At 34.0% G+C, this 12,760-nt stretch carries 16 protein-coding genes and 1 tRNA gene; 8 read left to right on the top strand and 9 right to left on the bottom strand.

Annotation, left to right across the window (positions count from 1 at the left end; all coding sequences use genetic code 11):
• Nucleotides 1-5 precede the first annotated feature (5 nt).
• Nucleotides 6-338, bottom strand: coding sequence for a tRNA-binding protein (locus tag R1T42_RS00410; protein WP_317290860.1), 333 nt, complete (start codon nucleotides 336-338; stop codon nucleotides 6-8).
• On the bottom strand, nucleotides 338-637 hold the full coding sequence (locus R1T42_RS00405) for a hypothetical protein (protein WP_036581839.1): 300 nt from the start codon (nucleotides 635-637) through the stop codon (nucleotides 338-340). The genes R1T42_RS00410 and R1T42_RS00405 overlap by 1 nt, the downstream gene beginning before the upstream one ends.
• A gap of 148 nt (nucleotides 638-785) precedes the next feature.
• Between R1T42_RS00405 and R1T42_RS00400 the strand changes: the two genes are divergently transcribed.
• The gene (locus R1T42_RS00400; RefSeq protein ID WP_036581842.1) at nucleotides 786-1,340 is read left to right on the top strand and encodes a thioredoxin family protein; all 555 of its coding nucleotides are present in this window, start codon (nucleotides 786-788) and stop codon (nucleotides 1,338-1,340) included.
• A gap of 57 nt (nucleotides 1,341-1,397) precedes the next feature.
• Here the strand turns inward: R1T42_RS00400 and R1T42_RS00395 are convergent, their stop codons facing one another.
• Nucleotides 1,398-1,934, bottom strand: coding sequence for a DUF1599 domain-containing protein (locus R1T42_RS00395; protein WP_042248215.1), 537 nt, complete (start codon nucleotides 1,932-1,934; stop codon nucleotides 1,398-1,400).
• Nucleotides 1,935-1,990: 56 nt separating this feature from the next.
• Between R1T42_RS00395 and folP the strand changes: the two genes are divergently transcribed.
• Genes folP through R1T42_RS00375 form a run of 4 tightly spaced genes read left to right on the top strand, consistent with a single transcriptional unit; the run spans nucleotide 1,991 to nucleotide 5,230 of the window.
• Nucleotides 1,991-2,821 carry a dihydropteroate synthase gene (folP, locus tag R1T42_RS00390; RefSeq protein WP_317290859.1) on the top strand — a complete coding sequence of 277 codons (831 nt, stop codon included), beginning with the start codon at nucleotides 1,991-1,993 and terminating at the stop codon, nucleotides 2,819-2,821.
• A gap of 27 nt (nucleotides 2,822-2,848) precedes the next feature.
• Nucleotides 2,849-3,625, top strand: coding sequence for a diadenylate cyclase (locus tag R1T42_RS00385; protein WP_036581850.1), 777 nt, complete (start codon nucleotides 2,849-2,851; stop codon nucleotides 3,623-3,625).
• Entirely contained in the window at nucleotides 3,622-4,422 is an 801-nt protein-coding gene (locus tag R1T42_RS00380) for a DUF3667 domain-containing protein (RefSeq protein ID WP_317290858.1), read from the top strand. The genes R1T42_RS00385 and R1T42_RS00380 overlap by 4 nt, the downstream gene beginning before the upstream one ends.
• A complete protein-coding gene (locus R1T42_RS00375; protein WP_317290857.1) occupies nucleotides 4,406-5,230 on the top strand; it encodes a DUF3667 domain-containing protein in 825 nt (274 codons plus the stop codon). Before R1T42_RS00380 ends, R1T42_RS00375 begins: the two co-directional genes overlap by 17 nt.
• 56 nt (nucleotides 5,231-5,286) lie before the next feature.
• Here R1T42_RS00375 and R1T42_RS00370 read toward each other — a convergent pair whose 3' ends face one another.
• From R1T42_RS00370 to truA, 3 genes are read right to left on the bottom strand one after another with little or no spacing between them, the layout of a single operon-like run.
• Nucleotides 5,287-7,068: an ABC transporter ATP-binding protein gene (locus R1T42_RS00370; protein WP_036581858.1), complete on the bottom strand. Its 1,782-nt coding sequence runs from the start codon at nucleotides 7,066-7,068 to the stop codon at nucleotides 5,287-5,289.
• 5 nt (nucleotides 7,069-7,073) lie between these two features.
• A complete protein-coding gene (locus R1T42_RS00365) occupies nucleotides 7,074-7,535 on the bottom strand; it encodes a hypothetical protein (protein ID WP_036581860.1) in 462 nt (153 codons plus the stop codon).
• Nucleotides 7,532-8,287, bottom strand: coding sequence for a tRNA pseudouridine(38-40) synthase TruA (truA, locus tag R1T42_RS00360; protein ID WP_042297353.1), 756 nt, complete (start codon nucleotides 8,285-8,287; stop codon nucleotides 7,532-7,534). The genes R1T42_RS00365 and truA overlap by 4 nt, the downstream gene beginning before the upstream one ends.
• A 125-nt stretch (nucleotides 8,288-8,412) precedes the next feature.
• Here truA and R1T42_RS00355 point away from each other — a divergent pair, with 125 nt between their 5' ends.
• The gene (locus tag R1T42_RS00355; protein ID WP_036581865.1) at nucleotides 8,413-8,904 is read left to right on the top strand and encodes a metallophosphoesterase family protein; all 492 of its coding nucleotides are present in this window, start codon (nucleotides 8,413-8,415) and stop codon (nucleotides 8,902-8,904) included.
• Between the two features lie 110 nt (nucleotides 8,905-9,014).
• Here R1T42_RS00355 and R1T42_RS00350 read toward each other — a convergent pair whose 3' ends face one another.
• The gene (locus R1T42_RS00350; RefSeq protein WP_042297354.1) at nucleotides 9,015-9,425 is read right to left on the bottom strand and encodes a DUF4293 domain-containing protein; all 411 of its coding nucleotides are present in this window, start codon (nucleotides 9,423-9,425) and stop codon (nucleotides 9,015-9,017) included.
• A 203-nt stretch (nucleotides 9,426-9,628) separates the two neighbouring features.
• Between R1T42_RS00350 and rho the strand changes: the two genes are divergently transcribed.
• Both rho and R1T42_RS00340 read left to right on the top strand, forming a co-directional pair.
• The gene (gene rho / locus R1T42_RS00345) at nucleotides 9,629-11,323 is read left to right on the top strand and encodes a transcription termination factor Rho (protein WP_317290856.1); all 1,695 of its coding nucleotides are present in this window, start codon (nucleotides 9,629-9,631) and stop codon (nucleotides 11,321-11,323) included.
• Between the two features lie 170 nt (nucleotides 11,324-11,493).
• On the top strand, nucleotides 11,494-12,081 hold the full coding sequence (locus tag R1T42_RS00340; RefSeq protein ID WP_317290855.1) for a hypothetical protein: 588 nt from the start codon (nucleotides 11,494-11,496) through the stop codon (nucleotides 12,079-12,081).
• 243 nt (nucleotides 12,082-12,324) lie between these two features.
• Here the strand turns inward: R1T42_RS00340 and rpsT are convergent, their stop codons facing one another.
• On the bottom strand, nucleotides 12,325-12,576 hold the full coding sequence (gene rpsT, locus R1T42_RS00335; RefSeq protein WP_036581872.1) for a 30S ribosomal protein S20: 252 nt from the start codon (nucleotides 12,574-12,576) through the stop codon (nucleotides 12,325-12,327).
• A gap of 39 nt (nucleotides 12,577-12,615) precedes the next feature.
• Nucleotides 12,616-12,687 (bottom strand) — tRNA-Glu (locus R1T42_RS00330).
• Between the last annotated feature and the right edge of the window lie 73 nt (nucleotides 12,688-12,760).

The following is a 12,760-nucleotide window of genomic DNA, read 5'->3' as shown; positions in this document are numbered from 1 at the left end:
CGACACTAACCTACTCTATCACCATTGTTTGCAGCCGCACTGGGCTGTAAAAGTATCACGTCTTTATTATCTCCTACTACTCCTAACACAAGGCATTCACTCATGAAATTTGCAATTTGTTTTTTGGGGAAATTTATCACAGCAACGACTTGTTTTCCTACCAGTTCATTTTTATCATATCGCGTTGTGATTTGAGCACTTGTTTTTTTAATACCTAAAGGACCAAAGTCAATTTGTAATTGATAAGCAGGATTTCTAGCCTCTGGAAAATCACTTACCGTAAGCACAGTTCCTACTCGCATGTCTATCTTTTCAAAATCGCTCCAAGAAATCTCCATTAATGCATTCTTAATTTCTCTATCATTTCACGAGATATAGCAACATCTGCTCCATAAGCATCTAACAATAATCCTTTTTCACCATCTGAACATTCCAGTGCATACAATATCATATTATCACCAGGATTAGTCATTCCCTCAAATCTAAAAAATTGCACAACTTCTATCTCGCCTGCCTTCCATTCTTTTTTTAAATGTTTAGAATGCACGCCATCTTCTACCAAGTCAAAATCTATCGTGTATCCTTTGGACTGTAAATCCTCTACTGCTTCTGTTACTGTGTCGTATCCTTTTTTCATCTTTTTATTTTAAATTTAAAAAAATTAAAACCAATCCTTACAGGTTTAAAAAAACTTTAAGTAATCTTTTTATGGCTATTTTTTATAATTACGCTTTCGCGAAAGCGTAACAAAAATCATTTTCATACTACTAATAATAAAAAACTAAATGGCTCTAACTCCTTCTACCATGCTGCCTTTAAACACAAAGGCACCTCAATTTCAATTACTGGATACTATTAGTGGTGATATGTTGTCTTTTGATCAAATTAAAGGCAAAAAAGGAACTGTAGTCATGTTTATATGCAATCACTGTCCATTTGTTATTCATGTTAATGAGGAAATTGTAAGAATGGCAAATGATTACAGAATCCTTGGTTTTGGATTTGTAGCGATATCTAGTAATGATATTGAAAGATATCCACAAGACTCACCAGATATGATGTATAAAACGGCTATGGAAAACGATTATACTTTTCCATATTTATACGACCAAAGTCAAGAAGTTGCAAAAGCATATGATGCGGCGTGCACTCCAGATTTTTATCTTTTTGATAGTGAGGACTTCCTGGTTTATAGAGGTCAACTAGACGATTCTAGACCTGGAAATGGCATACCATTAACGGGACGTTCTTTAAGAGAAGCGATGGATGCCATAATGGGAAATAAAAAAGTCCCTACAGTTCAAAAACCTAGTATGGGTTGTGGTATTAAATGGATCTAATTAAGGTTGCACGTTTTAAAGTTGATGACACCTGATACAGCAACTTTAGGCTTTGAATTATTGACCTAAATGAATCATCGCAAAAATGGCGTAATTAATCATGTCCTGATAATTTGCGTCTAGTCCTTCAGAGACAATGGTTTTACCTTTATTATCTTCAATTTGTTTTACTCTTAAAAGTTTTTGAAGAATTAAGTCTGTAAGCGAGCTTACTCTCATATCTCGCCATGCCTCGCCATAATCATGATTTTTATCCATCATCAACTTTTTAGTAACTGCTACATGATGGTCGTATAATTCTAAAGATTGCTCTAACGTTAAATCAGGCTGCTCTACCACACCTTTTTCTAGCTGTACTAGCGCCATGATAGAATAATTGATAATTCCTATAAACTCACTTTCCTGACCTTCGTCAACTTTAGATTCTGCAAGTGTTTGTAATCCTCTAATGCGTTGTGCTTTAATAAAAATCTGATCTGTAAGCGATGGCAGTCTTAAAATGCGCCATGCACTACCATAATCTTTCATTTTCTTTGAGAAAAGATCTCTACAGGTTGTAACTACTGCATCATATTGCTGACTGGTCTGGGACATAAACGGATAATATTTTGTGTAAATTTCGGCTTTAAATTTTAAATAACCATAATTTAATGCATACCATCAACTGTAACGGTAGATTAATAGACCTGTCCACACCACGCGTGATGGGTATTGTTAATGTGACACCAGATTCTTTTTATGATGGCGGTAAATTAAAATCAGACTCAGATCTATTAAATCAGGTCACTAAAATGTTAACTGATGGCGCTACATTTATAGATATAGGTGGTTATAGTTCTAGACCCGATGGAGTCAACATATCAGTTGACGAAGAGTTGAACCGTGTAATTCCAGTGCTAGAAGTATTGAGTAAAGAATTTAATAATCTGAATATAAGTATAGATAGTTTCAGAGCTAAAGTAATGGACCAAGCAATACAACATGGCGCAAATATGGTTAATGATATAAGTGCTGGAACGCTAGATGAAAAAGTCATAGAAACGGTGGCTCATCATCAAATTCCTTACATAATGATGCACATGCGTGGCACACCACAAACTATGAAGTCTTTAACTGATTATGACAACCTTATAAAAGATATTAATATTTATTTTTCCCAACGCATTGCTACCGCAAGGGCTGCAGGTATTAATGATGTTATTATTGATCCAGGCTATGGGTTTGCAAAAACAATTGATCAAAATTATCATTTACTTAAAAACCAAAGACTATTAAAATTTCATGATGTACCTATCCTATCAGGTATATCCCGTAAGTCCATGATATACAAAACACTAGACATTAAAGCATCGCAAGCACTTAACGGCACTAGTGCTTTACATATGATCTGCCTACAACAAGAAGCTTCTATCTTACGCGTTCACGATGTTAAAGAAGCCATGGAAGTGATTCAACTATATCATATATTAGAATCAAATTAAACTCTATTTTTACAAAAACCGATACCATTGGAATTACCAGATTTAAGAATTCTCGACGTTATAGATATTTTGTTAGTGGCAGCACTAACCTTTTATCTATATAGACTGGTAAAAGGCACACCTGCAATAAACATTTTTATTGGAATAGTGATTATCTATATCATTTATAGCATTACAGAAACGCTTAAAATGGAATTACTTAGTCGTGCTTTAGGTGCTTTTACTGGTGCCGGAGTTTTTGCTTTGATTGTTGTATTTCAACAAGAGATTAGAAAATTTTTATTAATGCTGGGCTCTACAAATTTTACTTCTCGTAAAGGTTTCTTAAAGCAGCTTCACTTTTTTAAAGATGATATCGATACAGATCATACTGCTGTAGATCAAATTGTAAAGGCCTGTGGTGAGATGTCTAACACGTTTACAGGTGCATTAATAGTAATTAAAAGAGATGGATCACTAGATTTTGTAAAAAACACTGGTGATGAGCAAGATATCGTAGTGAACACTTCAATTATTAAAAGTATCTTTTTTAAAAATTCGCCATTACATGATGGTGCCATGATCATTGAAGGCAACCGTATCACTGCTACTCGAGTTATTTTACCGGTATCTGATAATAGAAGTATCCCTCAACGTTTTGGATTACGTCATCGTGCAGCAGTAGGCGTTACTGAAAGAAGTAATGCCATCGCTATTGCGGTAAGTGAAGAAACCGGTCAAATTTCTCTAATTAATAATGCTGAATTTGAAACTTTTGAGAATTTAGAAGACCTATCTGTAAGGATAAAAAAACATCTCGAGTGAAAACCTGTAAAAATTGTACCACCAGATACTCTAGTAAATTCAATTATTGTCCGCATTGCGGTGCACAATGGTTGGACTACAGACTTACACCTCGTAAAATCACAGCAGAGTTTACTGAACGTTATTTAGGAACTGAAAATGTTTTTATTAAAACTTGTGTTACACTATTCCGATATCCTGAAGATGTTATAAATGGATATATCACAGGACAACGCAAGAAGTATGTTAATGTGATTAATTTCTTCTTTATTAGTTTAACGCTATTCGGAATTCACATATTTGTGCTTAAAAACTTTTACCCAGAATTACTAGGGTTTGACACAGTATCTTCAAATGAAAAAAACGCAGAGGAATACCTTTCCTATTTCTATGATTATATGGGGCTATTAACCTCATTATTCATCCCTTTTTATGCATTAACTGGCTGGGTGACATTTTATAAAAAATCATATAATTTTGTAGAACATCTTGTGCTATTTGGCTATGTTTTTGGATTAATAAATCTGATAACGGTATTATTAACGCCTGTAATCATTATTACATCTCTGAATTATTTTCAGATGTCTTCGGTTCTATCTATTTTCTCTTTTATTTTAATAGGTTGGTACTATAAAAGGATATTTAAATTATCATTTTGGAAAACGGTTTGGAAAACTTTCTTAATGACCATCCTCTACTTTATTGTACAGTCCATCATCACTTTAATCATAGGTATGATTATAATTGCAGGTATAGTTATTTTTTATCCTGATTTACTAGAAGGTCTTAATATCAAATTGAATGGAACGCAACTGTAAAAACTGTAGAAGTCTCGTATATGCTGGTAAATCATACTGTGCAGACTGTGGTGCAAAATGGATTGAAAAACGTATCACAATGCGCAATGTAGGTGCTGATGTCGCAGACATGTATCTGGGAATAGATACTAAATTTGGACGTAATTTCATAGACCTATTCACTAAACCACACCACGTCATTAATGGATATATAAAAGGTGCCCGCATGAACTATGTGGACGCCATACGATATGTCTTTATCGCTATTTTCATGAGTGGTATCTATATGTTTGTTGTGAAAACTTTTAATATCGACATAACCGCAGGCCTTGCCAATAACGATGAATTTTACAGATCATTAGGTTATACTGAAGAAAGAATAGCCGAAACCAATGTAATGAATGGTAAAGTTTTTGATTTTGTCACTAAGTATCAAGGCTTAATCATTTTCATGACCTTACCTATACTAGCGTTTATTGGACGTATTACGTTCTGGAAAAACAAGAAATACAACTTTACAGAGCATCTGGTATTTCATATGTACACTTACAGTCATTTTGTAATTGTAACAACTCCTATATCAATATTATTAAGTTTTATTAATGTAGATATTTTAATGGTGTGGTCCATGATGGCATACCCGATGCTATTCATATACAATACTTATTGCTATAAAAAATGCATGTATTTAAACTGGCAAGAAGCTATCCTTAAAGCACTTATCGCTATTCTGATATCGGTTGCTCTTGCAATAACTTCATTTTTAGCAGGTATAATAATTACTATAATAGTTGTTGTTATTTATAAAAAATATGTGAATCCAGCTTAAGAATAGATTTACAAATACGCTTTCGCGAAAGCGAACTCACAACAAGGTATTTGAAATTATGCGACCTCTTCTTGAGCAAATTGAACCTCATAAAGATTCTTGTAGTAGCCATCTTCCTTTTGAAGAAGTTCTAAATGCGATCCTATTTCAACAATCTGACCAGAATCCATCACAATAATCTTATCGGCTTTTTTAATAGTAGCCAGCCTATGAGCTATAACTATTGAAGTACGGTTCTTTGTAATCTTTTCTGTAGCAACTTGTATTAATTGCTCACTATAACCATCTACAGAACTTGTTGCTTCATCTAATACGAGAATACTAGGATTAGACACATATGCCCTTAAAAAGGCGATTAACTGTCGCTGACCAGAGCTTAACATCACGCCACGCTCCTTAACATTATAGTGGTATCCACCAGGTAATGACGATATGAATTTATGGACACCTATTTCTTTAGCAGCATTTACAACGTCATCTTCTGTTATATTAATATCGTTGAGTGTAATGTTATTAAGTATCGTGTCTGCAAACAGGAAAACATCTTGAAGGACCACAGCAATTTCTGATCGTAAGCTGTATAAATCATAGTCCTTTGTATTTACACCATCAATTAAAATATCGCCAGCATCTATCTCATAAAACCTAGATAGCAAATTAATGATTGTTGATTTACCAGCACCTGTAGCCCCAACAATAGCAACAGTGTTTCCAGGATTAACTTTAAAACTAATACCTTTGAGTACAAGTTCATCATCAACATAACTAAATTTTACGTCTTCAAAAACAATTTCACCTTTAAGGTGATTAGCCTGCACATTACCAGTGTTTTCAATAGTAGAGTCTGTGTCTAATATACCAAATACTCTATTTGCTGCCACCATACCCATTTGCAGCGTGTTAAACTTATCTGCGATCTGTCGTAGTGGTCTAAAGAGCATTTGAGCTAGCTGTATAAACATTACAATCGTACCTATTTGCAAACTAGCATCTTCTAATGTTTCACTAGAAACCATCAACTTAAAACCTAAAAACACAATTAGTGCTATCGTTATACTTGAAGCCATTTCGGCAATAGGGAAGAATATAGAATTATACCACACCGTTTTAACCCATGCATTACGATGCTTATCATTAATTTCTTTAAACTGGTCGTACTCTACTTTTTCACGATTGAAAATCTGAACGATTTTCATTCCAGTTACTCGTTCTTGAACAAAAGAATTTAAATTACTTACCTGATTACGCACATCTTCAAATGCCTTTTTCATTGCCTTTTGAAAAACCCGAGTTGCATAAAGTATAAAAGGCATTACAATTAGAGAAACTAAAGTTAGTTGCCAGCTAGAAATACCCATAAAAACAAGAACTACAAGCATTTTTAATAAATCAGATATAATCACAAATAGTCCTTGTGAAAAAATACTTGCTATAGTCTCTATATCACTTACAGCTCTCGTTACCAATTTACCGACAGCACTTTTATCAAAGTACTTCATTTTAAAACTGAGCATGTGACTAAATAGCTTTAACCTCAAATCTCTAATCACCTGTTGCCCTAACCAGTTTGCATAAAATATAAATGAAAATTGTAATAACACCTCAAGTAACAGAGCAGCGATCATTACACAAATCACTATATAAATACCACTTAATTCTTGTGGGATAATGTAGTCATCTATTAAAACTTTAATTAAATATGGCATTGCAATAGCAAGACCTGAAAGTAAAATAGCAGAAACAGCTACAAAATAATATGTAGTCTTATATGGTTTTGTATAAGAGATCAGCCTCTTAAACAATTTAAAGTTAAATGCATTACCTGTAGTAGATGCCATAATTATTATAATAAATGTGCAATACTAGATTGCAATTCTTTTTCTTTTTGTGTACCGATTACATATTGACGATCAGCCATTTTGATATGCAATCCTTTTGAGCCAGTTACATTGTAAACGGTTCCATAATTAGTCCATAATCTTATTCCCCATCCACCTACAAAACCATAGTCAATCACTTGTGCTTCTGACAATTCAGACCATTTAAACACCTTTTTAATAAAAGGAATATATCTAACGGTAATTTCATCGTCCGTTATTGTCGTTGTCAAGGTGAGTGATAAAAATAAAACCAAAATAAAACCTATAATAACACTTGGCATAACTTTATCAATAGTGAGTTGACCTAGAAGATCTTCATCCCAATTAAATTGGAACGTTATGACTACTACTAAACCTGCAATTATCAGCCACAACCACCACTGCGTAAAACGTTGCTTTTCTTGAAATATAATTTTACCTTTCATAAAAACAGCTCCTCTGGATAATGAATTTTAGTAAGAAACAATCCTCCTGCAGGAGCACTTGCGCCAGCATTACTACGATTTTTAGAAGCAATTATTTCGTGCAAATCTTCAATTGTTTTTTTACCATACCCAATGTCTAATAAAGTTCCAACTACTGCCCTAACCATATTACGTAAAAATCTATTTGCGGTGATATGAAAAATCACTTTATGATCTTTAAATTCAAAATAGGCCTCTGTCAGATCACAGATATAAGTCTTTACATCAGTATTAGACCTTGAGAAACATTCAAAATCTTTATACTCTGGTAAAATGGCTGCAGCTTCCTGCATTAATTTAAAATCAGGTTTTCTAAACAGGACATAAGCTTGCATTACCTGAAAAGGATCTGGTCTTAATAAAAAATGATATTCATAGGATCTTTTATAAGCATGGAATCGCGCATGTGCATTTTCTACAACAGGTTTCACTTCGTACACAGCAATATCTTTAGGCAACCACCTATTTAATCTATAAACTAGATGTTCTAGATCTATTTCTCCTTTATAATCAAAATGGGCTACCATAAATGCCGCGTGCACACCAGCATCAGTCCTACCAGCACCTTGAATCGCTATTTTTTCTCTCAGCATTTTATTCAATCCATCTTCTAAGACTTCTTGCACAGAAATACTTTGTGGTTGTCGTTGCCATCCATGATAAGCTGTTCCATCATAAGCGAGCTCAATAAAATAACGTCTTTTCTCTTGCATCAATACAAAGATAAGTGGATATGCCGAATAATGAACCAGTTTTATAACTAGTAAAGACCTAAGAATGACAGGAAGTATAAACCATTACAAAACTCTATCAACACATATTCTCACACTATCTTTGAATTATGAAAATATTACTTCTTTCAGATACACATAGTCATATTGATGATTTCATCATTAAGTATGTAAAACAAGCAGATGAGGTCTGGCACGCTGGCGACATCGGTGATTTAAAGGTCACTGATCAGATTGCAGCAATCAAACCGCTACGTGCGGTATGGGGAAATATTGATGATGATAAAGCAAGAATGCAGTTCCCAGAACATAATCGCTTTAAATGTGAAGGTATGGACGTATGGATTACCCACATAGGTGGTTATCCTGGCAGGTACAACCAGAGAGTAAGACCAGAGATCTACAATAATCCACCAGATCTATTTATTTGTGGCCACTCACACATTCTTAAAGTAATCAACGATAAAAAAATTAATTGTCTACATATCAATCCCGGAGCTATCGGCATACATGGATTTCATAAGAAACGCACCATGTTGCGGTTTGAAATTAATGAGGGAAAGATTTCAAATTTAGAATTAATAGAGAAAGATCGTTAAAATTGAAAGAGTACAGATGGTAATAATGACGCTTTCGCGAAAGCATAAAAACAAAAACCTGCAAGGTGGCGCCTCGCAGGTTTTTCACTAAATAAACTAAGATACAGTGTTTAACGAAAACGATCTGCAGATTTTACGAGTTGCTCATCCCTACGAATAGCTCTGTTTGCCAGAACTAAAAAAACGATAGATAAGATAGGTAAAAGCATCCCAATGCCTTTCTCAGAAACCGCCGTTTCTCCAGACATAGTTAGCGATCGATAAACGAAAACTCCTAGCAAAATAAGGTTCAATAAAATATTAAGACGGTTAATTACCGTTTGTAACTTTCTGTTATTGTAAATAAATATAGCCACTAGTGATAACAGCGCACTAGCAACAAAGGCACCAAAATAGCTAGACTCATCCATGGCCACAACTTCATTACCTTCTCCATCAATCCATAAACTCACTAAAAAAATAAGACCACCAGAAACAGCTGCTGCTAGTATTAAATAAATGGTTTGAATACGTTGTATCATAAAATAAAAGTAGGCTATTAGCTTTCCTTAACTATTGCCAAAAATAATATATATCCTTAAAAAAGCATAGCCCATATTAATATTTATATGTATTATTGTATCACCGATTGGTTAACCATCTCTTACTAGGTTAACTAACCCCAAAATAATTTCTTATTCTTTCGGTTCATCTATAGAATGATATATCACACACATTATAATTTATGTTTCAAATCGCTGATTTAAAATCAAAAAAGCTACCTGAATTACAGGAAATAGCCAAAGGACTTAACGTACCTAAATACAAGCAGCTCAGAAAATTAGACCTCGTATATAAAATACTAGATCTTCAAGCCGCAAATCCAGATGTGGTGAAAAAACTAGATGTTGAAGCTACACCTGCTCTAGTCGAAAAAGCACCTGTTACTGAGAAAAAAGAAGCTCCTAAGCAACAGCGCAAGCCCAATCCAAGACCTAGAAAAACGGCTGAAAAGAAAACAGAACCTAAAGAAAACAAGACAAACTCTAATAAAGAGGAAACTAATAAAAAGGAAGATTCCCCTAAAAAAGAGGCTCGCACACCACGTCCTAAGCAAAACGACAATCGTAATGAAAAGTCTGATCGCTCAAATGACAAAAAGGCCAAGAATTCTCAAAACGATAAACGCAATGATCAAAACGGCGACCGCAACGATAGAAATGATCGTAATAGCCGTAATAAAAATCAGCGCAACAATAATCAAAACAACGTTCCCAAAGGCAATAAAGATACCCGTAATCGCTATCGTGATCCTGATTTTGAATTTGACGGAATTATAGAAAGTGAAGGATGTTTAGACATGATGCCTGATGGATATGGATTCTTGCGCAGTAGTGACTATAACTACCTCGCTTCACCAGATGACATTTATGTATCACAATCGCAAGTACGCCTTTTTGGACTTAAAACTGGTGATACCGTATTAGGAATGGTTCGTCCTCCTAAAGAAGGAGAAAAATATTTTCCACTAATCAAAATCATTAAGATTAATGGATTAGACCCTAGTGTAGTTAGAGATCGCGTGTCTTTTGAACACTTAACACCTCTATTTCCTGATGAGAAGTTTAACATTGCAGAACGTCAATCATCCCTTTCAACACGAATAATGGATCTTTTTGCACCTATCGGTAAAGGTCAACGTGGAATGATTGTAGCGCAACCTAAAACTGGTAAAACGATGTTACTAAAAGACATCGCAAATGCAATCGCAGCAAATAATCCAGAGGTTTACCAACTAGTTCTACTTATTGATGAGCGCCCTGAAGAAGTTACAGACATGCAACGTAATGTTGATGGAGAGGTCATTGCTTCCACATTTGATAAAGAGGCTCATGATCACGTAAAGGTGGCAAACATAGTTTTAGAGAAAGCAAAACGTATGGTAGAATGTGGACACGATGTTGTGATTCTATTAGACTCGATAACACGTCTTGCTAGAGCTTATAACACTGTCCAACCTGCTAGTGGTAAAGTATTATCTGGTGGTGTAGATGCAAATGCATTACACAAGCCAAAACGATTCTTTGGAGCAGCACGTAACATTGAAGGCGGCGGATCATTAACAATTATTGCTACCGCATTAACAGAAACTGGCTCTAAAATGGACGAGGTTATCTTTGAAGAATTCAAAGGAACAGGTAATATGGAATTACAATTAGATCGTAATATCTCAAACAGACGTATTTTCCCAGCTATAGACTTAACTTCCTCTTCTACAAGACGTGATGACTTACTACTAGATGAACAAGCTATCAAACACATGTGGATTCTAAGAAAGTATCTTGCTGACATGAATGCTGTTGAAGCCATGGAATTTATTTCTCAAAGAATGAGACAAACTCGCAATAACGAAGAATTTATCGCTACGATGAATAGCTAACGATAAACAAATCAAATTTTTAAAAAAGAGCTTATTAAATAATAAGCTCTTTTTTTTATGGATTTGTAAAAAGGGTAAACTTTCAAACTAATGGATTAGTACTAATAGATTAGATATTAAAAACAAATAATCACTATTTTTAAGGGCATTTTACCCTAAAAATCAAAAAATTGAAACACACCACATTAATACTTAGTTCTTTATTATGTTTAAATGCCTTGGCTCAGGAAAACGAACCTATCCAAGAGACAACAACTATCAAAGCGAAATTTGAGCAAACAATTGACGAAGCAAATCGCTATCAAGATTTTAAAGTAATTAAACAAAGTAAGCTTCAAGAACTTAAAAAACAGACCGTAGAGCGCATCGATGGCCTTAAGGACTCTATAAAGGTATTAGAAGAACAAATAGTAACTAAAGATAAAAAAACGATAGCTTTAGAAGATCAGATCACATCAAAAGATGCTGAATTAGAAAAAATAGACCAAGAAAAAGATTCTATTTCTTTATTCGGTATTATGCTTGACAAAGTCACTTACAATTTAATACTATGGTCTATAATTGGCATACTGCTATTAGCACTCGTTATTTTTATATTTAAATATCGTAGTAGCAATGAAATCACCAACGTATCACAGACCAATTTAAAACTTGCAGAAGAAGAACTTGAAAGTTATAAACGTAGATCTTTAGAAAAGGAGCAACAATTAAGTAGACAATTAATGAATGAGCGCAAGAAAAATACTGGGAATAATTAAACATAGTTTTACACTCCTTAAACTTAAAAAAGGTCGTTCTGTTCAGAATGACCTTTTTTTATTTAGACCATTATCATAAAAAATTAAAAAGTATTTATAAAAATAACATTCTAAAATATAAGGAATAGGATTACTTTTTAAATAGGATCAACTTTGATAACAAACATATAAATCGTTCTGACTAACAGAAAACAAAAAAGCCTTTCATAAATGAAAGGCTTTAAATTTTAAAAGTAGCAAATACTATAACGCATTAACAAACTTGGCAAGCTTTGACTTAATATTAGAAGCCTTGTTATCATGTATGATATTACGCTTAGCAAGCTTATCTACCATAGAAGTAACTTCTACGTAAAGCTTCTGAGCCTCAGACTTATCTTCAGTCTCACGTAATTTTTTAATAGCATTACGAGTTGTTTTGTGCTGGTACTTATTTCTAAGTCTAGCAACTTCGTTTCTTCTAATTCTTTTTAAAGCACTTTTATGATTTGCCATATACTTTCTAAATGTGGTTTTTTAAAACCTAATTTGTTGTAGCCCGTAGGGGAATCGAACCCCTCTTACATGGATGAAAACCATGCGTCCTAGCCGATAGACGAACGGGCCATTAATGTTTTGCTCGTTTAGCGGATGCAAAAATAAGTACTTTTTTCAATCTCGCAAACATCAAAGGCAACTT

Source organism: Nonlabens ulvanivorans, from assembly GCF_032922765.1.
In the GTDB taxonomy this organism is placed as follows: Bacteria; Bacteroidota; Bacteroidia; order Flavobacteriales; family Flavobacteriaceae; genus Nonlabens; species Nonlabens ulvanivorans.
This window is presented reverse-complemented; position numbering and strand designations above follow the sequence as displayed.

What these genes read in the sequence shown, in the direction of transcription:
- R1T42_RS00410 (WP_317290860.1), bottom strand. Translation starts at nt 338, where the DNA reads ATGGAGATTTCTTGGAGCGATTTTGAAAAGATAGACATGCGAGTAGGA.
- R1T42_RS00405 (WP_036581839.1), bottom strand. Translation starts at nt 637, where the DNA reads ATGAAAAAAGGATACGACACAGTAACAGAAGCAGTAGAGGATTTACAG.
- R1T42_RS00400 (WP_036581842.1), top strand. Translation starts at nt 786, where the DNA reads ATGGCTCTAACTCCTTCTACCATGCTGCCTTTAAACACAAAGGCACCT.
- R1T42_RS00395 (WP_042248215.1), bottom strand. Translation starts at nt 1,934, where the DNA reads ATGTCCCAGACCAGTCAGCAATATGATGCAGTAGTTACAACCTGTAGA.
- folP (WP_317290859.1), top strand. Translation starts at nt 1,991, where the DNA reads ATGCATACCATCAACTGTAACGGTAGATTAATAGACCTGTCCACACCA.
- R1T42_RS00375 (WP_317290857.1), top strand. Translation starts at nt 4,406, where the DNA reads ATGGAACGCAACTGTAAAAACTGTAGAAGTCTCGTATATGCTGGTAAA.
- R1T42_RS00370 (WP_036581858.1), bottom strand. Translation starts at nt 7,068, where the DNA reads ATGGCATCTACTACAGGTAATGCATTTAACTTTAAATTGTTTAAGAGG.
- R1T42_RS00365 (WP_036581860.1), bottom strand. Translation starts at nt 7,535, where the DNA reads ATGAAAGGTAAAATTATATTTCAAGAAAAGCAACGTTTTACGCAGTGG.
- truA (WP_042297353.1), bottom strand. Translation starts at nt 8,287, where the DNA reads ATGCAAGAGAAAAGACGTTATTTTATTGAGCTCGCTTATGATGGAACA.
- R1T42_RS00350 (WP_042297354.1), bottom strand. Translation starts at nt 9,425, where the DNA reads ATGATACAACGTATTCAAACCATTTATTTAATACTAGCAGCAGCTGTT.
- rho (WP_317290856.1), top strand. Translation starts at nt 9,629, where the DNA reads ATGTTTCAAATCGCTGATTTAAAATCAAAAAAGCTACCTGAATTACAG.
- rpsT (WP_036581872.1), bottom strand. Translation starts at nt 12,576, where the DNA reads ATGGCAAATCATAAAAGTGCTTTAAAAAGAATTAGAAGAAACGAAGTT.